This window comes from Limimaricola variabilis (assembly GCF_014195545.1).
GTDB lineage: Bacteria > Pseudomonadota > Alphaproteobacteria > Rhodobacterales > Rhodobacteraceae > Limimaricola > Limimaricola variabilis.
Map to the genome: position 1 here is coordinate 152223 of NZ_JACIBX010000009.1, position 26147 is coordinate 178369.

Annotated in this window: 23 protein-coding genes and 1 pseudogene; 11 read left to right on the forward strand and 13 right to left on the reverse strand. The window is 69.3% G+C overall.

What is annotated here, in order from left to right; all coding sequences use genetic code 11:
• Nucleotides 1-40 precede the first annotated feature (40 nt).
• Nucleotides 41-748, reverse strand: coding sequence for an aspartate/glutamate racemase family protein (locus FHS00_RS12720; protein WP_246391299.1), 708 nt, complete (start codon nt 746-748; stop codon nt 41-43).
• A gap of 2 nt (nt 749-750) precedes the next feature.
• On the reverse strand, nt 751-1737 hold the full coding sequence (gene cobS / locus FHS00_RS12725) for a cobaltochelatase subunit CobS (RefSeq protein WP_183474264.1): 987 nt from the start codon (nt 1735-1737) through the stop codon (nt 751-753).
• Nucleotides 1738-1909: 172 nt separating this feature from the next.
• On the opposite strand from cobS, the gene FHS00_RS12730 reads away from it, so the two are divergent.
• Both FHS00_RS12730 and FHS00_RS12735 read left to right on the forward strand, forming a co-directional pair.
• Nucleotides 1910-2464: a sigma-70 family RNA polymerase sigma factor gene (locus tag FHS00_RS12730; RefSeq protein ID WP_183474267.1), complete on the forward strand. Its 555-nt coding sequence runs from the start codon at nt 1910-1912 to the stop codon at nt 2462-2464.
• On the forward strand, nt 2461-3153 hold the full coding sequence (locus FHS00_RS12735; RefSeq protein WP_183474270.1) for an anti-sigma factor: 693 nt from the start codon (nt 2461-2463) through the stop codon (nt 3151-3153). The genes FHS00_RS12730 and FHS00_RS12735 overlap by 4 nt, the downstream gene beginning before the upstream one ends.
• 70 nt (nt 3154-3223) lie before the next feature.
• Here FHS00_RS12735 and FHS00_RS12740 read toward each other — a convergent pair whose 3' ends face one another.
• The 3 genes from FHS00_RS12740 to gatB all read right to left on the reverse strand — a co-directional run bounded on the left by FHS00_RS12740 (nt 3224) and on the right by gatB (nt 5931).
• Complete coding sequence (locus FHS00_RS12740; RefSeq protein WP_183474273.1) at nt 3224-3871, reverse strand: J domain-containing protein; 648 nt, start codon at nt 3869-3871, stop codon at nt 3224-3226.
• A gap of 105 nt (nt 3872-3976) precedes the next feature.
• Nucleotides 3977-4387, reverse strand: a complete 411-nt coding sequence (locus tag FHS00_RS12745; RefSeq protein WP_183474275.1) for a DUF4177 domain-containing protein — start codon at nt 4385-4387, stop codon at nt 3977-3979.
• 20 nt (nt 4388-4407) lie between these two features.
• The gene (gatB, locus tag FHS00_RS12750; protein WP_183474277.1) at nt 4408-5931 is read right to left on the reverse strand and encodes an Asp-tRNA(Asn)/Glu-tRNA(Gln) amidotransferase subunit GatB; all 1524 of its coding nucleotides are present in this window, start codon (nt 5929-5931) and stop codon (nt 4408-4410) included.
• A 222-nt stretch (nt 5932-6153) separates the two neighbouring features.
• Between gatB and FHS00_RS12755 the strand changes: the two genes are divergently transcribed.
• Together FHS00_RS12755 and FHS00_RS12760 are read left to right on the forward strand one after the other, a co-directional pair.
• Complete coding sequence (locus FHS00_RS12755) at nt 6154-6813, forward strand: transglycosylase SLT domain-containing protein (protein ID WP_183474279.1); 660 nt, start codon at nt 6154-6156, stop codon at nt 6811-6813.
• Between the two features lie 155 nt (nt 6814-6968).
• Nucleotides 6969-7775 (forward strand): transglycosylase SLT domain-containing protein, encoded by an 807-nt coding sequence (locus FHS00_RS12760; RefSeq protein ID WP_246391301.1) that lies wholly within the window; start codon nt 6969-6971, stop codon nt 7773-7775.
• 3 nt (nt 7776-7778) lie between these two features.
• On the opposite strand, the gene FHS00_RS12765 is transcribed toward FHS00_RS12760, so the two are convergent.
• The 3 genes from FHS00_RS12765 to pepN all read right to left on the reverse strand — a co-directional run bounded on the left by FHS00_RS12765 (nt 7779) and on the right by pepN (nt 12007).
• Nucleotides 7779-8642, reverse strand: coding sequence for a lysophospholipid acyltransferase family protein (locus tag FHS00_RS12765; protein WP_183474283.1), 864 nt, complete (start codon nt 8640-8642; stop codon nt 7779-7781).
• Between the two features lie 160 nt (nt 8643-8802).
• Nucleotides 8803-9363, reverse strand: coding sequence for a type 1 glutamine amidotransferase domain-containing protein (locus FHS00_RS12770; RefSeq protein WP_183474285.1), 561 nt, complete (start codon nt 9361-9363; stop codon nt 8803-8805).
• Between the two features lie 91 nt (nt 9364-9454).
• On the reverse strand, nt 9455-12007 hold the full coding sequence (gene pepN / locus FHS00_RS12775) for an aminopeptidase N (protein WP_183474289.1): 2553 nt from the start codon (nt 12005-12007) through the stop codon (nt 9455-9457).
• A gap of 122 nt (nt 12008-12129) precedes the next feature.
• Between pepN and FHS00_RS12780 the strand changes: the two genes are divergently transcribed.
• From FHS00_RS12780 to FHS00_RS12795, 4 genes are all read left to right on the forward strand, one after another.
• Nucleotides 12130-12387 carry a hypothetical protein gene (locus FHS00_RS12780; RefSeq protein ID WP_183474291.1) on the forward strand — a complete coding sequence of 86 codons (258 nt, stop codon included), beginning with the start codon at nt 12130-12132 and terminating at the stop codon, nt 12385-12387.
• 135 nt (nt 12388-12522) lie between these two features.
• A complete protein-coding gene (locus FHS00_RS12785; protein WP_183474293.1) occupies nt 12523-14691 on the forward strand; it encodes a malate synthase G in 2169 nt (722 codons plus the stop codon).
• Entirely contained in the window at nt 14691-15119 is a 429-nt protein-coding gene (locus tag FHS00_RS12790; protein WP_183474294.1) for a GlcG/HbpS family heme-binding protein, read from the forward strand. Before FHS00_RS12785 ends, FHS00_RS12790 begins: the two co-directional genes overlap by 1 nt.
• A gap of 126 nt (nt 15120-15245) precedes the next feature.
• On the forward strand, nt 15246-16028 hold the full coding sequence (locus FHS00_RS12795) for a gamma-glutamyl-gamma-aminobutyrate hydrolase family protein (RefSeq protein WP_183474297.1): 783 nt from the start codon (nt 15246-15248) through the stop codon (nt 16026-16028).
• A 93-nt stretch (nt 16029-16121) separates the two neighbouring features.
• Here the strand turns inward: FHS00_RS12795 and FHS00_RS12800 are convergent, their stop codons facing one another.
• The 3 genes from FHS00_RS12800 to FHS00_RS12810 form a co-directional block, all read right to left on the reverse strand.
• A complete protein-coding gene (locus FHS00_RS12800; RefSeq protein WP_183474300.1) occupies nt 16122-19445 on the reverse strand; it encodes an error-prone DNA polymerase in 3324 nt (1107 codons plus the stop codon).
• Between the two features lie 3 nt (nt 19446-19448).
• Complete coding sequence (locus tag FHS00_RS12805; RefSeq protein ID WP_183474303.1) at nt 19449-21266, reverse strand: Y-family DNA polymerase; 1818 nt, start codon at nt 21264-21266, stop codon at nt 19449-19451.
• Nucleotides 21267-21398: 132 nt separating this feature from the next.
• Nucleotides 21399-22064, reverse strand: coding sequence for a hypothetical protein (locus tag FHS00_RS12810; RefSeq protein WP_183474307.1), 666 nt, complete (start codon nt 22062-22064; stop codon nt 21399-21401).
• A gap of 145 nt (nt 22065-22209) precedes the next feature.
• Here FHS00_RS12810 and FHS00_RS12815 point away from each other — a divergent pair, with 145 nt between their 5' ends.
• On the forward strand, nt 22210-23541 hold the full coding sequence (locus tag FHS00_RS12815; protein ID WP_183474310.1) for a cytochrome-c peroxidase: 1332 nt from the start codon (nt 22210-22212) through the stop codon (nt 23539-23541).
• Nucleotides 23542-23903: 362 nt separating this feature from the next.
• Here FHS00_RS12815 and FHS00_RS17975 read toward each other — a convergent pair.
• Nucleotides 23904-24032 (reverse strand): annotated as a pseudogene (locus tag FHS00_RS17975) (hypothetical protein); the annotation flags it as partial.
• Nucleotides 24033-24176: 144 nt separating this feature from the next.
• Complete coding sequence (kynU, locus tag FHS00_RS12825; RefSeq protein ID WP_183474314.1) at nt 24177-25373, reverse strand: kynureninase; 1197 nt, start codon at nt 25371-25373, stop codon at nt 24177-24179.
• Between the two features lie 97 nt (nt 25374-25470).
• Between kynU and FHS00_RS12830 the strand changes: the two genes are divergently transcribed.
• Nucleotides 25471-25917, forward strand: a complete 447-nt coding sequence (locus FHS00_RS12830; RefSeq protein WP_183474316.1) for a methyltransferase family protein — start codon at nt 25471-25473, stop codon at nt 25915-25917.
• 102 nt (nt 25918-26019) lie between these two features.
• Nucleotides 26020-26147: hypothetical protein (locus FHS00_RS12835; protein WP_183474319.1), on the forward strand; the 128-nt coding region annotated here is incomplete at its 3' end.

Here is a 26147-nt window from a genome sequence, read left to right on the forward strand (position 1 = left end):
GGCCGGGGGACCCGGCCCTCGAGGTAGGGCGCGGCCGGGCCTAGTCGCGCAGGCTGTCGAGGCCGCGGGCCCCGGAGGCGAGATCGGCCAGCAGCGCCACATGCACATCGAGCGCATCGATCACACGATAGCCCGGATCCTGCCCGTCGAAGACGAGATTCAGGTCGGTGCCTGCGAGCACGATCGCCTCGGCGCCCTGTTCGTCGACCATGCGCCGCCCGGCCTCGATCAGCGCCGTCCGAGTGGCCGTGTCGCAGCGCCCGGCGACGGCGAGATCCTGATAGAGCTGGCCGAGGCGGTCGATCTCGTCGTCCAGGGCGACGGCCTGCGTGCGCTCGAGCTGGCCATAGAGGCGGGTGCGCATCACCACGCGGGTGCCCAGCAATCCAACCCGCGACAACCCCTCGGCGGCGAAGAAGGTGTCGAGCGGGGCGACCGCCGAGACCAGCGGCAGGGCGGAGAGGGCGCGCGTCTCCTCGAAGCAGAAATGCCCACCGAGAGAAGTGATGACGGCGCAATCCGCGCCGGCGGCCGCGAGCCGGTCGATCAGCCGGGCATAGATCTCGGCCTGCTCCTGCCGTCGATCGGCGAGGTTGTTCTCGATCAGGGCGTGGATGTCGGCCTGCACCACCGTCAGCTCCAACGGGGCGCCTCGCGCGCGCATCGCGTCGCAAAGCCGCTGGTAATAGACGATAGTGGCCGCCGGGCCGATGCCGCCGATCAGGCCGATATGCAGCCCGGCCCCCATTCTCAGCGTCCGGCGGTGCTCACCGCGCTCTCGGGCAGCTCCTCGTCGAAGCAGCGCTGGTAGAACTCGGCCACGGTCTGCCGCTCCAGCTCGTCGCACTTGTTCAGGAACGACAGGCGGAAGGCATAGCCCACGTCGCGGAAGATCTCGGCGTTCTGGGCCCAGTTGATGACCGTGCGCGGACTCATCACCGTCGACAGGTCGCCATTCATGAAGGCGGTGCGGGTGAGATCGGCCACGGTGACCATCTGGCTCACCTGCTGGCGGCCCTCAGCGGTGTTGTAATGCGGTGCCTTCGACAGGACGATCGCCGCCTCGGCGTCATGGCTGAGATAGTTCAGCGTCGCCACCAGGCTCCAGCGGTCCATCTGCGCCTGGTTGATCTGCTGGGTGCCGTGGTAGAGGCCGGTGGTGTCGCCGAGGCCGACCGTGTTGGCGGTGGCGAAGAGCCGGAAGAAGGGGTTCGGCGTCAGCACCTGGTTCTGGTCCATCAGCGTCAGCTTGCCGTCGGTCTCCAGCACCCGTTGGATCACGAACATCACGTCGGCGCGGCCCGCGTCGTATTCGTCGAACACGATGGCGCAGGGGTGGCGCAGCGCCCAGGGCAGGATGCCCTCGGCGAACTCGGTGATCTGCTTGCCGTCCTTGAGCTTGATCGCGTCCTTGCCGATGAGGTCGATGCGGCTGATGTGGCTGTCGAGGTTGACGCGCACGCAGGGCCAGTTGAGGCGGGCGGCGACCTGCTCGATATGGGTCGATTTGCCGGTGCCGTGATAGCCCTGCACCATGACCCGGCGGTTGTGGCCGAAGCCTGCGAGGATGGCCCGGGTGGTGTCCGGGTCGAACTTGTAGGTGGGATCGATGTCGGGCACCCGGTCGGAGCGCTCGGCGAAGCCCTTGACCTTCATGGCGCTGTCGAAGCCGAAGGTCTCGCGGATATCGATCTCCTCGGTCGGGCGGGCATTGGGGTCGGTCTGGGCGTCGGCCATGATGATCCTTTCGCGTGCGGGCATGGGCCCTGTCTGCGGTCGCGCCAAGTGATGGAGCATCGCGCGGCGGGGTTCAAGGGCCGCAGGCTGCGACCATCGGCCGGGGGCTGCTTGCCTTTTCAGGGCGCGGCGTCATTGTCTGCAACCGAACGCAGGGGGGATCAGCATCATCATGTCGCGCCTGACCGAGATCGAGGCGATGATCGCCCGTGTCGCGCTGGGCGACCGCGCCGCCTTCGGCGCGCTCTACGACGCCACTTCGGCGAAACTCTTCGGCATCTGCCTGCGTGTCTTGGACAATCGCGCCGAGGCCGAGGACGCGCTGCAGGAGATTTATGTGAAGGTGTGGCACAATGCGGGGCGCTATCAGGTGAACGGGCTGAGCCCGATGACTTGGCTCATTACCATCGCCCGCAACCATGCCATCGACCGGCTGCGGACGCGGCGCCGCGCAGAGCGGCGTGCGGGGGGCGACATGGCCGAGGCGGCGGATCTGGCCGACGCGGCGCCGGGGCCGGAGGCGCTGGCCGTGGCCGGATCGGAACGGGTCCGGATCGAGGGCTGCCTGACCGAGCTGGAGCCCGATCGCGCGGCAGCCGTGCGCGGCGCCTATCTGGCGGGAGAGAGCTACGCGGACCTCGCCGCGCGCTTCGACGTCCCGCTCAACACGATGCGGACATGGCTGCGGCGCAGCCTGTTGCGCCTGAAGGAGTGCCTGACGCGATGACCGGGGCAGGAGATCAGCACGAAGAGGATCGCCTGCTGGCCGCGGAGCACGTGCTCGGGCTGCTGGAAGGCGAGGAATTGGCGCGGGCCGAAAGGCGGCTGGAGACGGATGCCGCCTATCGCGACGCCCATGCCGCCTGGGCGGAGGATTTCGCGGCGCTGGCCGACGAGGTAGCGCCTGCGGCGCCGCCCGCGCGGCTCAGGCAGGCGATCGAGAGGCGGCTTTTCGGCGCTAGACGCGAGAGCCTGCTGCGCCGGCTCGGGCTGTGGCCGGCACTGACGGCGGCGGCGCTGGCGGCTGGTACCTACGCGGTGGTGACCAATCTCGATCTCCTGCGTCCCGACCCGGTGGGGCCGGGGCTGCATGCCGAGATCGTGGCCGAGGATCGCAGCCTCGTGGTGCAGGTGGCCTACGACCCGTCCGAGCCGGACGCGCTGCGCGTCTCGCGGCCGAGCGGCGAGGCGGCGCCCGGGCGGTCGCTGGAGTTGTGGCTGATCGCGGGCGAGGCGGCGCCTGTCTCGCTCGGCCTGTTGCCCGAAGACCGCGAGGGGCGCGTGAGCGTGCCCGAAGAGCTGCGGCCATTGCTCATGCAGGCGGTGCTGGCCGTTTCGGACGAGCCCGCGGGCGGCTCGCCCGCGGCGGGGCCCACCGGCCCTGTCCTGGCGGCGGGACCTGTCACGACCCTCTGACCGGTCACATCCCTTGGGCTCATGCGAGATCCCGGCTGCCGCAGGAGCGGCGCCGGTATCTCTCTCGCACTCAGTCCTTGTCGCGGAACGACTTGCTGTCTTTGATCTGATCCCAGGCCCAGACCACTTCGGAAAGCTGCTCCTCCTGGGAGCGGTCACCGCCGTTCATGTCCGGGTGCAGAACCTTGATCAGCGCCTTGTAGGACTTGCGGATCTCCGCCTTCGACCAGCTGTCCTTGGCGTCGAGCACCTCGAGCGCGCGGCGCTCGGTCGCCGGCAGGCGGCGGGTATGCCCCTGCTGGGCGGCGTTGCGGCCGGGATTGCGGGTGGCGTTCTCGCCGAGCACCTGGTGCGGGTCGTCGACGCCGAGACGCGCCCAGGCGCGCTGCTCTTCGCTGCGCTTGCCGAAGGGCTTGGTGGAGCGGCCCCAAACTCGGTCATTGTCGACCTGCTCGGCGTATTCCGCCTCGGTGGAGCCGTCGAAGAAGTTCCACTTGAGATTGTACTCGCGCACATGCTCCTTGCAGAACCAGAAATAGTCGTCGAGCACGTCGGGAGATTTAGGAGCCCGGTACTTGCCCGCCTCCTCGCATCCCGGGTGGTCGCAGACCCGCGTCGATGTCTCGAAGGCACCGGACATCCCGCGTCTGCCGCGCGGGTTTTTCTTCTTCGATGCCGATACGGACATATCGAAACCGAAGGGGTCGTTCTTCGCCATGCTCTGCCTCATCCTATCGAGTCGGACGCGGCAGTTTAGTCCAAGGAGCCGGAGATTGAAGGGGCGGCGGGCATTTTCCGCCCCCTCGGCGCGGCTCCGCCGGGATTATTCTCCGCGATCGGCCGTGACAGGCGGCGCTGGACGGTCGGGAATCTCCTGCGCCTCGCGGCCGGAGGCAACCGGGCGGGCGGCGGCGGGCGTCTCGCTGCGGCTGGCGCTCAGCCCCGGGGCCTGGGGCTGCGCCATCGGCTCGGCCGCGACCGGGGTGGCCGCCGGCTGGGCGGCGGCGCCGCGGCGGAACACCAGCACCGAGTGATAGACCGTGCTGCGGCCCCGGAAGCCCTGGCGCTCCTCGCAGGGCAGGGTCTCGGCGCGCAGGTACTCCCAGCCCTTCGCACCCATCTCGTTGATCGTGCCCTGCAGGGCGTGGGCATAGCGGTCCTCACCGGTCTTGAGGCCGCGTTCCTTGACGCCGCGCTTGGGCGCGGGGACGACGCGGTATTCGTAAGCGGTCATGGCGCTCTCCTGTGGCGGGCTCAGAGCCCGAGCTTGGCGGTGACGATCTGGTTGACGGCGGCGGGGTTCGCCTTGCCGCCGGTGGCCTTCATGACCTGGCCGACGAACCAGCCCGCAAGCTTGGGATTCTGCTTGGCCTTCTCGACCTGCGCCGGGTTGGCGGCGATGATCTCTTCGACCGCCGCCTCGATGGCGCCGGTGTCGGTGACCTGCTTCATGCCGCGTTCCTCGACGATCTTCGCCGGCTCGCCGCCCTCGGTATAGACGATCTCGAACAGGTCCTTGGCGATCTTGCCCGAGATGTCGCCCTTGGCGATCAGCGCGACGATGTCGCCGAGCTGCGCCGGGCTGACCGGGCTTTGCTCGATGCCCAGATCGTCCTTCTTGAGCCGTCCGAACAGCTCGTTGATGACCCAGTTCGCGGCGAGCTTGCCATCCTTGGCGCTATCGAGATGGTTCACCACCGCCTCGAAATAGACGGCGTTGGCGAGTTCCGCCGTCAGCACGCCCGCATCGTAATCCGACAGGCCCATATCGGCCATGAAGCGCGCCTTCTTGGCGTCGGGCAGCTCGGGGAGATGCGCCTTGATGTCGTCCACCCAGGCCTGCTCGATCTCAAGCGGCAGCAGGTCGGGGTCGGGGAAGTAGCGGTAGTCATGCGCCTCTTCCTTGGAGCGCATCGACCGGGTCTCGTTCTTGTCCGGATCGTAGAGGCGCGTCTCCTGCACGACGCTGCCGCCATCCTCGAGGATGGCGATCTGGCGTCGCGCCTCGAAGTCGATCGCCGCCTGGATGAAGCGCATGGAGTTCATGTTCTTGATCTCGCAGCGGGTGCCCAGATGCGAGAAATCCTGCGTTTCCTGGTATTTCTCGTAGTCGCCGGGACGGCAGACCGAGACGTTCACGTCGGCGCGCAGGTTGCCGTTCTGCATGTTGCCGTCGCAGGTCCCGAGATAGCGCAGGATCTGCCGCAGCTTGCCGACATAGGCGGCGGCTTCTTCGGGGCCACGGATGTCGGGACGGCTGACGATCTCCATCAGCGCCACGCCGGTGCGGTTGAGGTCGACGAAGGACATGTGCGGGTCCATGTCGTGGATCGACTTGCCGGCATCCTGCTCGAGATGGATGCGCTCGATGCGCACGCGGCGGGCGACGCCCGCGCCCATCTCGACGATCACCTCACCCTCGCCGACGATCGGGTGGTAGAGCTGGCTGATCTGGTAGCCCTGCGGCAGGTCCGGATAGAAGTAGTTCTTGCGGTCGAAGGCCGAGCGCAGATTGATCTCCGCTTTGAGGCCGAGACCGGTGCGCACCGCTTGCGCCACGCAGCCCTCGTTGATCACCGGCAGCATGCCCGGCATGCCCGCGTCGATGAAGGAAACGTTGGAATTGGGCTCGGCGCCGAACTCGGTCGAAGCGCCGGAGAACAGCTTGGCGCGGGTGGCGACCTGCGCGTGCACCTCGAGGCCGATCACCAGCTCCCAGTCGCCCGTGGCACCCGCGATCACCTTGGGGGCGGGGGCCTCGTAAGTCAGGTCCAGCATGGACGCCTCTCCTTGCACCGTTGTCGGGGCCTGATTAGGCGCGAACGGGGCCGTCTTCAAGGGTGACGGCCGGGCGGGCATCACGGCGCGGGATGCGCGGAACGGTGCAGGCGATGGGCGATATCCCGCTCAAATCATGGGGATGGGTCGAGTAGCCTCGACAGCGCGTCGCGCCGCGACGCAGATCGTTCCAGTTGCTGCCACAACGGATCAATTCTGAATATGTTCCAGAAACGTGTTTCTGCGCGTTTGCGCCGTCTCGTGCCGATCGCCGCGCTGAGCCTTGCCGCCGCCTGCGCCCAGCTGCCCGAGCCCGAAGAACCCGTTGCCGCCGCGCCCGCCGCGATGCCGGTGATGGCCTGGGACCACCGGCCCGAGAGCGCGCAGTGGACCGATGCGACCCTCGCGGCACTCAAGGCGCATGGGGCGCCGCTCTTGAGCCAGGTGCCCGGCGACATCGCGACATGGTGCCCCGGCTACGTCCAGGCCTCCGAGGATGAGCGCGCCGCCTTCTGGGCGGGAATGCTGTCGGCGCTGGCCAAGCACGAGAGCACTTGGAACCCCGCGGCCGTCGGCGGCGGTGGCAAGTGGTTCGGTCTGGTGCAGATCGCGCCCGCGACCGCGCGCAGCTATGGCTGCGCGGCGGGCAGCGGCTCGGCGCTCAAGGACGGCGTCGCCAACCTGTCCTGCGCGGTGCGGATCGCCGCCCGCACGGTGCGCCGCGACGGCGTCGTCGCCGCCGGCATGCGCGGTCTCGCCGCCGACTGGGGCCCGTTCCACTCGGCGCGCAAGCGCAACGAGATGGCGGCCTGGACCCGCAGCCAGAGCTATTGCCAGCCGCGCCAGTCCGCGCAGGCGGGTGACCCCGCCAAGGCCGGCTGAGACGGGTGGCTGTCGCAGCCGCGACACAGGCCGGCTGCGACCGGCGCCAACCTCGCGGCATATCGTCGTTTTCGCGTTGCATCGTGGCCGCGCCACGGTGCAGTTATCGCCCCATGCTCGTGGCACTGACGATCCTGGGGGGTTGGATGGCCGTGATGCCGGGTCCGTCGGTCCATGCCGAGCCGTCGGGCCCGGCCGTGCACCTCGCGTCCGAAAAGGCGCCGGCGCGCCCCACTCCGAACCCGCCCGAGACCGGTCCCGCCATCCCTGACCTCGCCGTGCCGGCGGCGCCGGACACGCTTGGCGATCCCCTGCCTGCCGCGACATTGCGACCGATGCCACGGCCCGTGACGCTGGCCGCACCCGCGCCGTCCAGCGCAGCCACCCTGCGGCCCCGTGCGCGCGACCCGTTTCTGCCGGCGGCGCGCTGGGACGGGCGCGAGGGGACGGGGCTGTGGACCCGTGGGCTGATGGCCGCGCTGCGAGGACCGGCGGCTGAACTGGCCGAAGTCGTGCCCGCCGACATCGCCGATTGGTGCCCGGCCTACGCGGCCAACCCGCCGCGGATGCGTCGCGCCTTCTGGGTCGGGGTGATGTCGGCGCTGTCGCGCTTCGAGAGCCGGCACCGGGCCGACGCGGTCGGTGGGGGCGGGCTCTATCACGGGCTGCTGCAGATCCTGCCCGGGACCGCACGTGGATACGGCTGCGTCGCTTGGGACGGCGCGGCGCTGCGCGACCCGGTCCGCAACCTGAGCTGCGCCGCCCGGATCATGGCCCGCACCGTCAAGCGGGACAACGCCGTCGCGCTGAGCGGCGGCCGCCGGGCCGGGATCGCTGCCGATTGGGGGCCGATGACCAAGCCCGCCATGCGCGCTGAAATGGCGGCATGGACGCGTTCGCAGAGTTACTGTCGGCCAGCGCCGCTGGCGCGGGTGCCGCGGCCCAAGGCGCGACCGGCCTGAAGCTCAGGCGCGGGTCCGCAGCAGCGGTCGCGTCGCTCGCACGAGGCTCACCGTCGGCGCATCGCGGCCGCCCAGCGCCAAGGTCGCCTTGCGCAGCATCTCGATGCCTTCCTCGGACTTGGCTGGAAGCGCCGCCGGAGATATCTCCTCGCCGACCGTCACGACATAGGGCTGACGGTCCTTGTTGAGCATCTCGTGGAACAGCGTGATGTCACGCAAAGTCGGGTGGATCAGGTCGAACAGGTAGAACAGCGCCGAATTGCGGGCGCGTATGTTGACCGGGATCACCGGCAGGTCGTACTTGCGCGCCAGCATCGCCGCCGACGCCATCCAGGGCCGCTCGTGCAGCCGCAGACCGCGACGCTTGGCCAACCGCCCCGAAGGGAAGATCACGCCGAGCCGTCCGTCCTCGACGGCCTGACGGGTCAGGTCCATCGTCACCTTGGTCTTGGCGTGGCTGCGCTTTTCCTTGCGCCACTCGACCGGCACGATCAGGTCCGCCATCTGCGGCAACACACGCAGGATGTCGCCATTGGCATAGATGAAGAGGTCGGGCCGGATCGTCTTGAGCACATGGTAGAGCATGATCCCGTCGGCGATGCCGGTGGGATGGTTGGCAACGATCAACGCCGGACCGTGCCGGGGAATGTTGTCGAGGCCATTCACCGTCAGGTGCCGCGCCAGCATGTCGCCCATCTCCCCCATGATCCGGGGGGTCGGCTCGTCCTGCAGCCGCGTGCCGATGGACACGGTGCGGTCATAGCTCAGAGCGAGATGGAGAAGACCGCGCAACGGCCGGATCAGGGGCGACCGCCGGAACATCCAAGGCGCACGTTCGGCGATCAGCGGGTCGATGCGGTCTTTCATGGAGCCTCAATACCCATTCCCACACGGCGGTTCCGTGACATTTGAGGCATCATGGTCGTTTTGGCAATGACGGGGACCGGATCGTCGCGAAAGCGGCGGCCCTGCGCCGGGCCCGAAACGGGGCCGTGACGCCGGTTCGCCACGGCCCCTCGCGACGTCGTCACGCGGCCTGCCTCTCGTGACGGCCTTCGCGGATTTCCTCGATGATCTTGGCCACGAAGGCGTCGAGATCGCCGGGGTTGCGGCTCGTCACGATGCCCTGATCTGTAGCCACTTCCTTGTCCACGACATTGGCGCCCGCGTTCTTCAGGTCGGTGCGGATCGAGTGATAGCTCGTCACCGCGCGTCCGCGCACGACGTCGGCTTCGATCAAAAGCCAGGGCCCGTGGCAGATGGCGGCGACGATCTTGCCGGAGCGGGTGAAGTCCTTCACCAGCTGCACCGCTTCGGGCACGGTGCGCAGCTTGTCGGGGTTGATCTGGCCGCCCGGCAGCACGATGGCATGATAGTCCTCGGCCTTAGCGTCCGCGATCTTCAGGTCGACCGCGGCCTCGGGGCCCCAATCGGTCTCGTCCCAGCTCGTGATCGCGGTTCCGTCGGGGCTTGCCACATGCACCGTGGCGCCGGCGTCGCGCAGCTTGTCGCGCGGCACCTCCAGCTCGGATTTCTCGAAACCATCGGTGGCGATGATCAGGATCTTCGCGTCTTTGATATCGGTCATGCCCGTCTCCTTGCGGTTCTCGGCTCGAATTCTTCGAGGCCCAAACCGAGAGGAGGGAGGGGGCGTTCCGGGACGCCCCCTCACGTCACCGTCAGTCGGCCAGCATCCGCCCGACCATCTCGGAGGTGTCGCGGCTGAGCCCCTGTGCGCCCGCGATCCGCTCCAGTTCGGCCCGGATCAGGCGCTTGCGGTCTTCGTCGTAGCGCTTCCAGGTCGAGAAGGCCTGCGTCATCCGGGCGGTGGTCTGCGGGTTGAGCGGGTCGAGCTTCAGCAGCCAGTCGGCGAGCAGCCTGTAGCCCGCGCCCGAAGGGTCGTGGAAGCCCGCCGCGTTGCCCGCAAGCGCGCCGAATACGGCACGGAAACGGTTGGGGTTCTTCCAGTCGAAGGCCGGGTGGCGCGACAACGCCTCCGCGGTGGCGGCGGTCTCTTCGGGGCGGGCGGCGGCCACCTGCAGGCCGAACCATTTGTTCATCACCAGCCGCTCGTGGTGCCACTGCTCCTCGAAGGCCTTCAGTTCGGCTTCGCCCTCGCCGATAACCAGCAACGCGCCCAGCGCCGCGATCTGCTGGGTCATGTTGTCGGCGGCGCGGTACTGCGCCCGCGCCCGGTCGCCGCCCTGCGTGAGCGTCAGCAGCGACAGGGCGGCATTGGTGAGCGCCCGGCGGCCCGCATCCTTGGCCTCGGGGCTGTAGGGGCCAGTGACCTGATGCGTCTCGTAGAGCCGCGACAGCGTGTCGCCGAGCCGCTCCGCGATGGCCCGACGCAGCGCTTCGCGCGCCGCGTGGATCGCGGTCGGGTCCGGTGCGGTCCCGGTCTCGAAGATTGCCTGCGCCAGTTCGTCCTCGCCCGGCAGGGCCAGCAGGCGCGCGCGGAAGGCCGGATCGAGCGCCTCGTCGGAGACCGCCTGGCCCAGCGCGTCGACATAACCCGCATCCGGCCCGGCGCCGTCCAGGATCATCGCCAGCAGGCCGGTCCGAGCGAGGTCGCGCCCCGCCTCCCATTTGTTGAACGGGTCGGTGTCATGCGCCAGCAGGAAGGCGCGGGTCTCGTGGGACTGCTCGTGGCGCAGGATCACCGGGGCGGAGAAGCCACGCAGGATCGACGCCACCGGCCGGGTGGAGAGCCCCTCGAAGGCAAAGCTCTGCTCGGCCTCGCTCAGCTCCAGCACCCGCGTCGCGACCACCTCGTCGCCATTCGGGTTCAAAAGGCCCACCGCGACCGGGATCACCACCGGCGCCTTGTCGTCCTGACCGGGGGTGGGCGGCGTCTCCTGTCGGAGCGTCAGGGTGTAGGTGCCGTCGGCATAATCCTCGGCCACATGCACGCGCGGCGTGCCGGCCTGATGATACCAGCGCGCGAATTGCGACAGGTCCCGGCCGGTGGCGTCCTCGAAGGCTTTCAGCCAGTCCTCGATCGTCACCGCCTGGCCGTCATGGCGCTCGAAATAGAGGTCGAGCGCCTTCCTGTAGCCCTCGTCCCCCACAAGCCGCTTGAGCATGCCGACGATCTCGGCGCCCTTCTCATAGACGGTGACGGTGTAGAAGTTGTTGATCTCGACGAAGCTCTCGGGCCGGACGGGGTGGGCGAGCGGGCCGTTATCCTCGCGGAACTGGGCCGAGCGCAGCAGCATCGCGTCGTCGATGCGTTTCACCGGATGCGAACGCATGTCGCCGGTGAACTGCTGGTCGCGGAACACCGTGAGGCCTTCCTTCAGGCAGAGCTGGAACCAGTCGCGGCAGGTGACGCGGTTGCCGGTCCAGTTGTGGAAGTATTCATGCGCGATGATCGCCTCGATCCGCTCGAAATCGGCATCGGTCGCGGTTTCGGGGGAGGCGAGCACGGCCGAGGAGTTGAAGATGTTCAGCCCCTTGTTCTCCATCGCGCCCATGTTGAAATCGTCCACCGCGACGATGTTGAACAGGTCGAGGTCGTATTCGCGGCCATAGACCTCCTCGTCCCATTTCATGGATTTCTTGAGCGCCTCCATCGCGAAAGCGCATTTGTCGATGTCGGCCTCGCGCACCCAGACATTGAGCGCGACCTCGCGCCCCGATTGGGTGGTGAAGCTGTCGGCATGGGCGACGAGGTCGCCGGCCACGAGGGCGAAGAGATAGGACGGCTTGGGCCAGGGATCGTACCATTCGGCAAAGCCCTCGCCGCGCGCCACCTCATTGCCGTTCGACAGCAGCACCGGCAGGTCGCTCTCGATGCGCACGTGGAACGGCGCCATCACGTCGGGGCGGTCGGGATAGAAGGTGATCTTGCGAAAGCCCTCGGCCTCGCACTGCGTGCAATACATGCCGTTCGAGCGGTAGAGCCCCTCGAGCGCGGTGTTGTTCTCGGGGTCGATCTCGACCTCGGCTTCGAAGGTGAAAGCCGCATCGGGCGCGTCGAGCCTGAGGCCGCCCTCGACCAGTTCGGGCGTGACCGGGGCGCCATCGACATGGGCGGAGATCAGTTTCAGCTGTTCGCCATGCAGGAAGAAGTCGCGATCCGCCGCGTCGGGGTTGGGGCGGAATTGGATTTCCGAGAGCACCCGCGTCGCGTGCGGCGCGAGGCGGAAGGTCAGCCGAACCTCCTCCACCAGATAGGCGGGCGGCGTGTAATCCCGCAAAAACACGGTGCGGGGGTCATGCTGCGTCATGCCGAAACCTTTCGCTGAACCTTCGGGGCAGGCGGGACGTTAGGGCCACGACAGGGGGCCTTCAAGCGCGCCCCGCGCCGTCGGGTCGATGCCCGCACGGCACCCAGCCAAGGAGAGACACCATGTCCGCCCCGCATACAGACGTCGAGAAACAGGAAAAACGCCACAAGGGACCGCTGACCGGCATGGCCATCGTGGCAGTGTTCGGCGTACTTCTGATCCTGCTGCTGGTCTTCCTCGGCTTCGGCCAGGGCAACGAGCCCGAGGCCGAAAGCACCGTGGAAGCCGTGGGCAGCGGCGAGGTCGAGACCGAAAGCGAAGACATCGTCGGTGCGCCCGAGCAGATCAACGACAGCGTGGGCACCGCCGAACAGCAATAAGCGGAGCCGCCCGACGGAAAGGCAAGGGGGCGCGGGCCGGGGCCACGCGCCCCTTTTATGCAACAGGCTTCTAGTTGCCGCTCCCGCGGGGATCGACTAGCCATTGCGCAACGCAGTTTGAGGAGGAGACGGCGGATGGCCGAGAGGATCGACAAGCATGGGCTGATGGTGGCCCCCGAGCTGGTGGAATTCATCAAGGAAGAGGCGCTGCCGGGCACGGGGATCGACGCGGACGAGTTCTGGAAGGGCTTCGCCGCGCTGGCGCAGGAATTCGGTCCGCGCATCCGCGACGCGCTGTCGGTACGGGCCAAGATGCAGGCCGAGATCGACGCCTGGCACCAGACCCGCAAGGGCAAGCCGATCGACCCGGCCGAGTATCGCGAGATGCTCAAGGGGATCGGCTATCTCGTGCCGGAGGGCGACGATTTCGAGATCGGCACCGAGAACACCGATCCCGAGATCGCCCATACGCCGGGCCCGCAGCTCGTCGTGCCGATCACCAATGCGCGGTTTGCGCTCAACGCCGCCAACGCCCGCTGGGGCAGCCTCTATGACGCGCTTTACGGCACTGACGCGCTGGGCTGCCTGCCGCAGGGCAAGGGGTATGACGAGGCGCGTGGCGCTGAGGTGATCGCCTGGGGCCGCAAGCATCTCGACGAGGTCGCGCCGCTCGACGGCACCTCCTGGGCCGAGATCGACCGGCTCGAGGTCAAGGGTGGCACGCTGGTCGGCTGCAAGGGCGACGCCGAGCACGGTCTCAAGGAGCCCGAGCAGTTCGCGGGCTCGAGCACCGGCGACGGTGCGGATCTGCGCGTGCTGCTGGAGAAGAACGGCCTGCTGATCGAGATCGTGGTCGATCCGTCGAGCCAGATCGGCGGCTCCGACCGCGCCGGGATCTCCGACATCCGCCTTGAGAGCGCCGTTTCGACCATCATGGACTGCGAGGATTCGGTGGCCGCGGTCGATGCCGAGGACAAGGTCCTAGCCTATCGCAACTGGCTCGGCCTGATGCAGGGCACGCTGCAGGCCACCTTCCAGAAGGGCGGCGAAGAGATGACCCGCCGCATGGAAGGCGACCGGGAATACACCGCGCCCGACGGCTCGACCCGCACGGTCAAGGGCCGCTCGCTGATGCTGGTGCGCAATGTCGGCCACCTGATGACCAACCCGGCGATCGTCGGCAAGGATGACGAGCGCGAGATCTCCGAAGGCCTGATGGACGCGGTGATCACGGTGCTGATCGCCATGCACGACCTCAACAAGGACGAAGGGCCGCGCAACTCGACCCGTGGCTCGGTCTACATCGTGAAGCCCAAGATGCACGGCCCCGACGAGGTGCGTCTCTCGGACGAGATGTTCACCGCCGTCGAGAAGATGCTCGGCCTGCCACAATACACGGTCAAGCTCGGCATCATGGACGAGGAGCGCCGCACCTCGGCCAACCTCAAGGAATGCATCCGCGCCGCGAAGAACCGCGTGGCCTTCATCAACACCGGTTTCCTCGACCGCACCGGCGACGAGATCCACACCTCGATGGAAGCCGGGCCGATGGTGCCCAAGGGCGAGATGAAGTCCTCGGCCTGGATCCAGGCCTATGAGGACCGCAACGTCGATATCGGCCTGGCTTGCGGCCTCAAGGGGAAGGCACAGATCGGCAAGGGGATGTGGGCGATGCCCGACCGGATGGCCGACATGCTCGACCAGAAGATCGGTCACCCCAAGGCCGGCGCCACCTGCGCCTGGGTGCCGTCGCCGACCGCGGCGACGCTGCATGCCACGCATTACCACCATGTCGACGTGCTGGCGCGGCAGGAGGAGATCGCCAAGGGCGGTGCGCGTGGCACGCTCGAGGATCTGCTGACGATCCCGCTGGCGACGGGGCGCAACTTCGATGACGCCGAGGTCACCCGCGAGATCGAGAACAACGCCCAGGGCATCCTCGGCTACGTGGTGCGCTGGATCGATCAGGGCGTCGGCTGCTCCAAGGTGCCGGACATCAACGATGTCGGCCTGATGGAGGACCGCGCGACCTGCCGGATCTCGTCCCAGGCGCTGGCCAATTGGCTGCATCATGGCGTCGTCTCCGAGGAGCAGGTGATGACGGCCATGAAGAAGATGGCCGAAGTGGTGGACCGGCAGAACGAGGGCGATCCGGCCTACAAGCCGATGGCGCCGCATTTCGACAGCCTCGCCTTCCAGGCGGCCTGCGACCTCGTCTTCGAAGGCCGCAAGCAGCCCTCCGGCTACACCGAGCCGGTGCTGCACCGCCGTCGCCTCGAACTGAAGAACATGGAGAACGTCTGATGACCAAGCTCAACATCGACGCCGCCCGCACCATCATCCGCGAAACCCTCGCCAAGGCGCATGAGATGGGGCTCAAGCCCATGTCGGTGATCGTGCTCGACGCCGGCGGCCACCCGCTCGCCTTCGAGCGCGAGGACGGGGCCTCGCCCGGCCGTTACGCGATCGCCGAGGGCAAGGCCTATGGCGCGGTGATGCTGGGCATGCCCGGCTCGGCGCAGATGGCCCGCGCCGAGGCGCAGCACTACTTCATGACCGCCGCCAACGGCGCCTTCGGCGGCAAGGTCGTGCCGGTCCCGGGCGGCGTGATCGTGCGCGGCGAGGACGGTACCGTGCTGGGTGCGGTCGGCGTGACCGGCGATACCTCCGACAACGACGCCGAAGCGGCGCTGGCGGGGATCGCCGCAGCAGGGCTCAAGGGCGACGCCTGAGCGTCACCGCTCGATTGTGCCGTGATTGACGGCGAATGTGCGCGCGGCCCGGGTCTCCCGGGCCGCGCGATGCTTTTCACGAAGGGTTCGGCTGTATATCTGTAAGGGGCAGCAACCGGAGCGATCATGACCCGTCCCGTCATCGGCATCATCGGCAACAACCACGTCATCGACGGCCATTACGTCACCCATGGCGGCGGCGCGATGAATTCCTCGGCCGTGTCACAGGTCGCGGGCGGGCTGCCGCTGGTGATCCCCGCCGACCCCAAGCTGGTCTCGGTCGAGGAACTGCTGGAGGTCTGCGACGGCTTCCTGCTCACCGGTGGGCGGCCCAATGTGCATCCCGATGAATACGGCGAGCCGGAGACCCCCGCGCATGGGGCGTTCGACCGTTCGCGCGACGCGATCACCCTGCCGCTGGTGCGCGCCTGCGTCGAGCGTGGGCAGCCCTTCCTCGGCATCTGTCGCGGTTTCCAGGAGGTGAACGTGGCGATGGGCGGCTCGCTGCACCCGGAGATCCGCGACCTGCCGGGGCGCACCAATCACCGCATGCCGCCCGACGGCACGCTCGAGGAGAAGTTCGCGCTTCGCCACGTCGTGACGCTGACCGAGGGCGGCCCGTTCCATCGGCTCTTCGGCGCGCGCGAGGTGTTGACCAACACGCTGCACGGGCAGGGGGTGAACCGCCCCGGCCGCCGCATCGTGATCGACGGCCACGCCCCCGACGGCACGCCCGAGGCACTCTATGTCGAAGGCGCGCCGGGCTTCACCATGGCGGTGCAATGGCATCCCGAATGGAAGGGCGGCGACGACCCGGTGTCGCGTCCGCTGTTCGAGGCCTTCGGCGAGGCGGCCCGCGACTGGGCCGCGCGCAAGCAGCCCGCGACATCGGCGCGGCGCAGCGCCTGAGGCCTTGTGCCCGGCGGTGGCCGGGGGATTTGCGTATTTCAGGAATGGTGAAGGGGAGGCGCGCTTAGGGTGCGTTTCTTCGGGCATTGAAGGTCAGTGGAAGTCGCGGCTCGGCGGCAGGATGCGGGCGTTGCGCGGATGCCCGTTCGCGGGCGCGCCGCTGCCGCGAGCCGAGCCCTGGACCGGGTTCTTGACCGCATCGGCATGGCTCAGCGGGGGCACGAGGCCTCCGGGTGCAAGCCGGGTGAGGGCGTCCGAGCGGTCCTCGAGCCGCTGCGCCACGAAATGCACGATCTCCACGTCGCGCTGCACGTAGCCCTCCACGACCAGAAGCCGTGCCTGCATCACCACGCGCCGGAACTGCGTCATCACCTTGGGCCAGACCACGAGGTTGGCGACGCTAGTCTCGTCTTCCAGCGTGATGAAGCACACCCCCTTGGCGCTGCCCGGCTTCTGGCGGATCAGCACCAGCCCGGCGAGCTTGAGCCGCTGACCCTGGCCGGCGCGGGCCAGGTCGGCGGCGCTGGCATAGCCTTGCGCGCGCAGGCTCTTGCGCAGGAAGGCCATGGGATGCGCCTTCAGCGACAGGCGCAGCGTCTGGTAGTCGGCCACCACCTGCTCGCAGACCGGCATGGCGGGCAGGGCGACCGGCACCTCCGCCCCCTCGTCGCGTGCCTCGCGAAACAGCGGCAGATCGGGCGCGTCGCGCAAGGAGCCCGCCTCCCACAGCGCCTGCCGCCGGTCGAGGAACATCGAGCGCATCGCATCCGCCGCCGCCAGCCGCCGCACCACCGCCGCGCCGATGCCCGCGCGGGATTTGAGGTCCTCGGGCGTCTCGTAGGGCGCATCGCGCGCCGCGACGATCCGCGCCGCCACCTCGCTTGCCAGCCCGCCGATCATCCGCAGCCCCAGCCGCACCGCGAACCCGCCCGACGAGACCGGTTCCAGCGTGCAGTCCCATTCGGACATGTTCACGTCCACCGGCCTGACCTCGACCCCATGCTCGCGCATGTCGCGCACGATCTGCGCCGGCGCGTAGAAGCCCATGGGTTGCGAGTTCAGCAGCGCCGCGCCGAAGGCCCCTGGAAAATGGCACTTCAGCCATGACGAGACATAGACCAGATGCGCGAAGCTCGCCGCATGGCTCTCGGGAAAGCCGTATTCGCCGAAGCCCTTGATCTGCTCGAAGCAGCGCGTCGCGAACTCCTCATCATAGCCGCGCGCGACCATCCGCCCGACCATCTTCTCCTGCAAAAGCGCGATGGTGCCGCGCGAGCGAAAGGTTGCCATGGCCTTGCGCAGTTCGTTTGCCTCGGCGGGCGAGAAGCGCGCGGCGTCGATGGCGATCTTCATCGCCTGTTCCTGAAAGATCGGCACGCCCAGCGTCCGGCCGAGGATCGATTTCAGCTCCCCCGGGTCATGCGGATGGCCGGGCGAGGGGTATTCGACCGCCTCCTCGCCGGCGCGGCGGCGCAGATAGGGATGCACCATGTCGCCCTGGATCGGACCGGGGCGGACGATGGCGACCTGGATCACGAGATCGTAGAACGAGCGCGGGCGCAGCCGGGGCAGCATGTTCATCTGTGCCCGGCTCTCGACCTGGAACACGCCGAGGCTGTCGGCGCGACACAGCATGTCGAAGACGCGCGGATCCTCGCGCGGGATCGAGGCCAGATCCTCGCGCCGGTCCCAATGCGCCGCCACCAGATCGAGGCTCTTGCGGATGCAGGTCAGCATGCCGAGCGCGAGGATATCGACCTTCAGGATGCCCAGCGCGTCGATGTCGTCCTTGTCCCATTCGATGAAGCTGCGATCGGCCATCGCGCCATTGCCGATCGGGACCGTCTCGGTCAGCGGTTTCTCGGTCAGGATGAAGCCGCCGACATGCTGGGAGAGATGACGCGGCATGCCCACCAGCTGCCCGGCGATCAGGAGCGCCTTGCGTAGCAGCGGGTCGGTCGGGTCGAGCCCGGCCTCGCGCACGTTCTCCTCGGCGATGCCGCTGCCCCAATGGCCCCAGACGGTCTTGGCCAGCGCGCCGGTTACGTCCTCGGACAGGCCCATCACCTTGCCCACCTCGCGGATCGCCGAGCGCGGGCGGTAATGGATCACCGTGGCGCAAAGGCCGGCGCGCTCGCGGCCATACTTGGCATAGATGTGCTGGATCACCTCCTCGCGGCGCTCATGCTCGAAATCGACGTCGATGTCGGGCGGCTCGCGGCGTTCCTCGGAAATGAAGCGCTCGAACAGCAGCTGGTGCTGCGCCGGGTCGACGGCGGTGATGCCCAGCACGAAGCAGACGGCCGAGTTCGCCGCCGAGCCGCGCCCCTGGCACAGGATCGGCGGCTGGGCCGTTTCGCGCGCGAAACGGATGATGTCGTGGATGGTGAGGAAATAGCGCGCGATGTCGAGCCGGCCGATCATCGCCAGCTCCTTCTCCAGCACGGCGCGGGTGGCGGGCGGGATGCCCTCGGGCCAGCGCGTCGCCGCCCCCTCCCATGTCAGCTTTTCGAGGTGGTCCTGCGGGCCACGCCCTTCGGGCACCACCTCGCGCGGGTATTCGTAGGCCAGCTCCTCGAGATCGAAGCGGCAGGTATCGGCGATCTCGCGCGTGGCGCGGATGGCTTGCGGCCATTCGGCGAAGAGCCGTTGCATCGTCTGAGGCGACTTGAGATGCCGCTCGGCATTGGGGGCGAGGTGCGGCCCGGCCTCGGCCAGCGGCACGCCCTCGCGGATGCAGGTCATCACGTCCTGCAGCGGGCGGCGTTCGGGCGCGTGGTAGAGCACCTCGTTGGTGGCCATCAGCGCCAGCCCGACGGCGCGGGCCATGCGTTCGAGCGCGTTGATCCGGGCCCGGTCGTCGCCGCGATAGAGATGCGCGGCGGCCAGATGGGTCAGCGCCGGCAGACGGCGGGCGAGGCGGGGCAGGGCGGCCTCGAACCCCGCCAGATCGGCGGGTGGCACGAGGATCAGCTTCAACCCCTCGGCATGATCCGCGAGGTCGTCGAGCGTGACGTCGCTCACCCCCTTCTTCTGCCAGCGGCCCTCGACATCGCGCATCTTGGCCTTCGACAGCAGCGCCGAGAGGCGGCCATAGGCGGCGCGGTCGGTGGGGTAGGCGAGGAACGTCTCGCCGGTGACCAGCGCAAGGCGGGTGCCGATCACCGGCCTGACATTCACCCGCTTCGCCGCGACATGCATCCGCACCACGCCCGCCAGCGTGTTGAGGTCGGCGACGCCCAGCGCGTCGTAGCCCAGGCTCCAGCCCTGCACCGCGAGATCCATCGCATCCGAGGCGCCGCGCAGGAAGGAAAAGCAGGTGGCAAGGCCCAGCTCCACATAGGCGCTGGGCGGGTTGGGCGGGAACTCCGCCTGCTGTGGCACGTCGCGCCGGGGATGTTTCTCGGTCTCGGGCATGGTTCAGGCAAAGGCGCCATGGAGGAACCAGCGCGGCTCGGCCCCGCGCCCGTCGCCCAAGAGACCCTCGCGGTAGAGCCAGAAGCGGCGACCGGTCTGGTCCTCGATGCGGAAGTAGTCGCGCAGCCGGGTGCCAGGGCGGTCGCGCCACCATTCGGGTGCGATCCGCTCGGGGCCGGCGAAGCGCGCCACGCGCAACCGCTGGCGCCGCCACAGGAACTGCGCGGGCGGGCCTTCAGGCACGGCGTAGAGCACCTGCACCTCCTCGGGCGGCTCGAACAGCCGCAAGGGGCGATGCAGGCGCGGCGCGAAGGGGCGGCAGACGGCGTGCAGCGCCGGACGCCAGAGCACCTGCCGCTCGGGGATGTGGCTGGGAGCGGGCAGCGGCCGGGTCAGGGTCTGCGGCCCGAACCGCGCCGAGAGCCGGTCGATCAGCCGCGCCAGGTCGTCGGCATCCTCCGCCGCATGGTCGAGGCGGCGCTGGCGGTCGGGCAGCACCTCGGCCACCAGCGCGGCCAGCGTGATCAGGTCGAAGCCGAAGCCCGGATCGAGCCGGTCGAGCCGTCCGTCGAACAGCCGCAGCAGATGATCGGGATCGCGCGAGGGACGCGAGGTCGCGGCCTGCGCCTGCGCCACCTCGCCATCGGTCCGATAGAGCGCAAGCGCGAGCCGGCGCGCGCCGAAACCTTCGGCAGCTAGCGCGGCACAGAGGGCACGTGCCAACTCCGGCAGGTGCGGCAGCGGGTCGAGCACCGGCTCCGCCAGCCGGGCCTGTATCGCAAAGCGCGGCGGGTCGTCGGGGCTGTCGACCGGCTCGGGCGTGCGGCCCGAAAGCTGGTCGAGGCGGAGCAGCGGGTCGGCTTCGGGCAAGCCCGCGCGGAACCGCCGCGCCAGCGACAGGCGCGGCACGGCGCGCAGCGCGCCGATGGTCGAGAGGCCCAGCCGGTCGAGCGTCCGTATCGTCGCCGGGTCGAGCCGCAGCGCCGCCACGGGCAGCGGATCGGTGCGGGCGGCCAGCTCCTCGGCGGCGCAGAGGCCAGGTGCGAAGCGCGCCAGCGCCCAAGCGGCGCCGCGGGTCGGCGCGATCGCCGCGCGGCAGGTCAGGCCAAGCCCCGCGAGCCGCGCCGCGATCTCCTCCAGCATGGCGGCCTCGCCGCCCCAGAGATGGTCCGAGCCGGTGACGTCCATAACCAGCGCGTCGGTGCCGTCGATGGCGGTCCAGGGGCACCACCGCCGGGCCCAGAGCATGAGCCGATCGAGCGCCGCCCTGTCGCCACGCGGGTCGGCGAATGCGACACGCAGCTCGGGGCAGATCGCGCGCATGTCCACCAGCCGCGCGCCGGGCGCGATGCCCAGCGCCTGCGCGGCCGGATTCACCGCATGGATCACCGGGCCCTGCGCGCCTTCGAGCGCGAGCGCGAAGGGAAGGTCATCGGGCGGTGCCTCGTCCCGCCGCAGGGCCTCGCGGCACCAGCGCTCGACCGCGAAGCGGGGGAGATGCAGCGACAGGATGCGCCGGGCCACGGGGCCGCCATCGTCGGATGCCGTCCCGCCCGTCGCACCGCCGCGCCGGATCTCCGGCGGCGCGGCGGCGGGGCCGGGTCGCCTTCGCGGGATGCCCACGGGGCTGAAGCTGTCCTCCGGCGCGGCAGGTATCGGCCCGGGGGCGGGCGCGGGCCGGGGCTCCGGCGCGGTGCCGGTTGCCTGGCGCAAGGCCTCGGCGGCCCGCGCGAGTTGGCGCGGGTTGGCGGCGCAGGGCCGGGCCTTGGCGATATGGGGCGCGCGGAAGGCGAGGACAGGCAGCTTGTCCCCGCCGGTCATCGTCGTCGTCTCTCTGGCAAGAGGCGCGACCGCTCGGGTCTGTCGAGAGGCGGCGCCGCCGGGGCAGGGCGCATATGCCCCGCCTCGTCATTCATTCGATAGGCACGCCCTGTCGACCGTCGCGCGGCCGGGTCAGGCCGTGGCGCGGGCGGCTTCGGCCGCCTCCATGCCGATGGCGTGATCGAAGGCGAGATCGCCGGTCGCGGGGTCATGGCCGGCCACCCAGCGCCCCGGCGCGCGGAACCGGGTGCGGAACAGCTCGGCACTCCATAGCGGCGTGCCCGGCGCGCGGGCGTCGTCCGGTTCGGGCCGGGCCGGCAGCGAGGAGAGCCGCCAGCGTTCGCGCGCGGCGCTCAGCTCGGGTGGCGCGGCGCGCCGGATCAACCAGGCAGGCACCCCATGCGCCTCGGCGCGCAGGGCCAGCCGCTTGGTCGCGGTGAAGTCGACCGCGGGCGCGCTGCCCCAGACCTCGCCGATTACCGCGCCGAGCGCCGGGCATCCCAGCCCCTGTTCCATTGCCCAGAGCACGTCGATCGCGCGCGAGACCTGCAGGTGCAGCAATTCGCATCCCCCCATCCCGGGGGGAAAGGGGCGCCCCGTCTCGCGCGCCGAGAGCCGATCCTGTATCCACAGCACCGGTCCGCTGCAGGCGGAAAGATGCGCCAGCGCAAAGGCCGGCGCGGCTGCGTCCGCCGCGGTTTCGGGAAAGATCTCGGACAAGCTGGGCTGGCGTAGCGCCGGCGCCTTGCGCGGCGTCGTGTCGGGGGCGGGGCATGAGGCGGGAGGCGACCACGTCACGGGATCTCTCTGCAAATTTGTGTTCCTGTTTTGTTCTAGTCCTGTCGGGACCTTCCGTCAAATCCTCCGTGCGGCATTGCGCCGCGCGTGGCGCTGCGGCAACGTCGCCCCTGCGAAGCGGGGGGCTTCGCCCGAGGGGGATCCGATGCGCCGCACCATCCAACGTCTCGCCGCACTGGCGCTCGTCGCGGCGCCGGCCTGGGTGTGGGCGCAGACATTGCCTGCGCCGCTCGACGACGCGGCCTATGTCGCGGTCGACCCTGAGGCGGCGGCGCTGGGGCGCCTGCTGTTCTACGACCCGATCCTGTCGGGCAACCGCGAGGTGGCCTGCGCGACCTGCCACCACCCGGCCTTCGGCACCTCGGACGGGCTGTCCCTGCCATTGGGCGATGGCGGCCGGGGCCTCGGTCCGGCGCGTGTCGTCGATCCCGGCAACGCGCCAGAGCAGCGGGTGCCCCGCAACTCCCAGGCGCTGTGGAATCTCGGCGCGCGGGAATACGTCTCGCTGTTCCATGACGGCCGCGTGGAGATCGATGCGGCGCAACCGGGAGGCATGCGCACGCCGCTCGACGCGGACATGCTGGAGGGGTTCGAATCGATGCTCTCCGCCCAGACCATGTTCCCGGTGCTGAGCCCGGATGAAATGGCCGGGCATTACAGCGAGAACGAGGTGGCGCAGGCGGTGCGGCTGGGCCAGTTGACCGGGCCGGGCGGCGCCTGGGAGCTGATCGCGCGGCGGGTTGCGGCGATACCGGACTACGCCCGCAGTTTCGAGACGCTCTACGATCTCGCGCCCGAGGAGATCGGCTTTACCGACATTTCCAACGTCATCGCCGCCTTCATGGCGCATGAGTTCCGCTCAGACACCAGCCCGTTCGATGCGCGGCTGCGCGATGGCACGCCGCTCGCCCCCGAGGCCGAGGCGGGTCTGGCGCTGTTCTACGGCGAGGCGGGCTGCACCGAGTGCCATTCCGGCCCGCTTCAGACCGATCACGGCTTTCACGCCATGGCCGTTCCGCAGCTCGGCCCCGGCAAGGGCGCGCGCTTCGAGACCCATGCCCGCGACGAAGGTCGGTTCCGGGTGACCGGCCGGGCCGAGGATCTGCATGCCTTCCGCACGCCGAGCCTTCGCAACGTGGCACTGACCGCGCCCTATGGCCATGCCGGGGCACATGCGAGCCTGCGCAACTTCGTTGCCGACCACCTCGACCCAGCGGCGGCGCTGGGCCGCTACGACCGAGCGCAGGCAGTGCTGCCGGAGATGGACGCGGCGGACTGGCGGATCCTCGACGATCCGGCCGAGACGGCGGCGATCGGCGCCGCGGCCACGCGACCGCCGCTCGACCTCGCCCCGGCGCAGATCGACGCGCTGGTGGCCTTTCTCGAGGCGTTGACCGACCCGGTTGCCAAGGCCGGGCGGCTCGGCATTCCGGAGACGGTGCCGAGCGGGCTGCCAGTGCCAATGCCGATGCCCTGATCCCGCGCCGCGCGCCACCGCGCCGTCTCGTGCCAGTCGAGGCAGCGCCGGGCAGAGGCGGCTTTTGCGGCAATGGCCGTCTCCATGATCCGGCCATCGGCCCAGATCAGCTCGGCCCGAGGCAGGCGCAGCCGCAGGGCCTGATCCGGCAGCTGCCCCTCGGTCGCGGGCGGATGGCCCAGATGCCCCGCTTCGGCCAGAACTTCGCTGGTGCCGAACAGCTGCAGGATCAGCGTGCCGCGCAGCAGCAGCCTCTGTCGGGGCAGCAGGGCGGGGCCACCCTCGGGCTGCAGGATCCTGTGCGGATCGCAAGACCACCACGACAGCTCGAGCACCGGTTGGAAGCCGTGATCGCGGGTCAGCACCCGGTCGTCGGGCCGCAGCGCCTCGACCCTGCGGGCGCCGCGTGCCGTGGCGATCCGGGTGCCGGGCAGGAACAGGCCCGGGCGGGCCACGGCCACGGCATCCTCCGGAATAGGCGCCCGCTGCATTTCATTCCCCTCGCGATCGGTTCCGTTTTGGAATGAAACCCTTGAGGAAAGGTTACATTAACCCCGGAATTTCCGCGGTTCGGGGCGGAGGAGTGGCGAGAATGCGGCGACGAGGGGGCGGACGCTACGTCTCGCCCCACGACGTCATGTCACGGCGGCGCGGGCGTGGAATTCGGGCCGATCCCAAGAGCCGTCGCGCAGGATCGACGCCATCACCTCGACCGCGCGGTCGATGTCGGCTTCGTCAAGATAGAGCGGCGTGATGCCGAAGCGCAGGATGTCGGGCGCCCGGAAATCGCCGATCACGCCCTGCGCGATCAGCGCCTGCATCACCGCATAGCCCTGCGGATGCCGGAACGAGACCTGGCTGCCACGTCGCGCAGGATCGCGGGGGGTCGCCAGTTCGAGACCGGGGCAGGCGGCCTCGACGCCCTCGATGAAGCGGTCCGACAGCGCCAGCGAGGCGGCGCGCAGATCCGCCATGTCGACGCCGTCCCAGATGTCGAGCGCGGAGTCGAGCGCCGCCATGGCCAGCACGGGGGGCGTGCCGACCCGCATCCGGGCGATCGCGGCGCCGGGGCGATAGCTCGGTTCGAAGGCGAAGGGCGCGTCATGGCCGAGCCAGCCCGACAACGCCGGCCGTACCGCGTCGATCAGCCGGGGCGCCACATGGATGAAGGCCGGCGCGCCGGGGCCGCCATTGAGGAACTTGTAGGTGCAGCCGACGGCGAAATCGGTGTCGGCAGCAGCGACGTCGACATCGACCGCCCCGGCCGAATGCGCCAGATCCCAGATGGCGAGCGCCCCGGCCTCATGCGCACGCGCGATCAGCTTCGGCATGTCGTGACGGCGCCCGGTGCGGTAGTCGACCTCGGTGATCATCATCACCGCGACGTCCTCGTCGATCGCGGCCTCGACCTCCTCGGGTGCCACCACGCGCAACTCGTGGCCGCGCCCGAGCTGTTCGATCAGCCCCTCGGCCATGTAGATGTCCGACGGGAAATTGCCGCTGTCGGTCAGGATCACCTTCCGCTCGGGGCGCAATGCCAGCGCCGCCGCCAGCGCCTGATGCACCTTGATCGACAGCGTGTCGCCGAGCACCGTGGTGCCTTCGGGCGCGCCGATCAGCCGACCGATCCGGTCGCCGAGCGTCGCGGGCTGCGCCATCCAGCCGGCCTTGTTCCAGCCGGTGATCAGCATCTCGCCCCATTCCTCCGTCATCGCCCGCGCCATGCGCGCCGGCGCCGCCTTGGGCAGCGGGCCGAGCGAATTGCCGTCGAGATAGGTCACGCCCTCGGGCAGCTCGAACAGGGCCTTGGTGGCCCGGAAATCGGTCGTCATGGCATGCCTCCCCGCAAATGTCGCAGATTGATGGCAGCCCGGCTCGATCCGCGCAACAGCGGGTGACAGCGCCCCGACGGCAAGGCAGAACAATGGCATGTACTGGATCGACTTTCCCCCCGCCTGGACCCTCTACGCGCTGCTTGCCGCCTGGGGGATCTCCGTGCTGGAGCCCGAATGGCTCGGTTTCGGCATGCATCACGCGGCGCTGGGCATGGTGGTGATCGCGCTGGGCCTCGGGCTGATGCTCTGGGCGAGTGCAGTGATGCTGTGGCACCGCACCCAGGTCATGCCGCGCCGCGAGGCGGCGACGCTGGTGACCACCGGGCCGTTCCGCTTCTCGCGCAACCCGATCTATCTGGGCGATCTGGTGCTGCTCACGGGTGGTGCGCTGATCCTCGACGCACCGCTGGCGCTGGTGCTCGTGCCGGTCCTCGCCGCGATCCTGTCGCGCCGCTTCATCCGGCCCGAGGAGGCGATGTTGCGCGCCAGTTTCGGCCCCGCTTTCGAGGCTTGGTCCGGACGCACACGACGCTGGCTCTGAGGCCTTGTGACCCGGCGGCAGCAAAGTCCTGCGCCGCCCTTGTGCAACATTCTTTCCCCCGCTACTCCTTCGCCAACGCAGAATGACCGGAGGGGACGTGGCGTGAGGATCGGGGCACCGAGGGAACTCCATGACGGCGAGGCGCGGGTATCGATGACCCCGTCTTCGGCGCGTGACTTGCAGAAGCTTGGGCACGAGTGCCTGATCGAGGCGGGGGCGGGCCTGGCGGC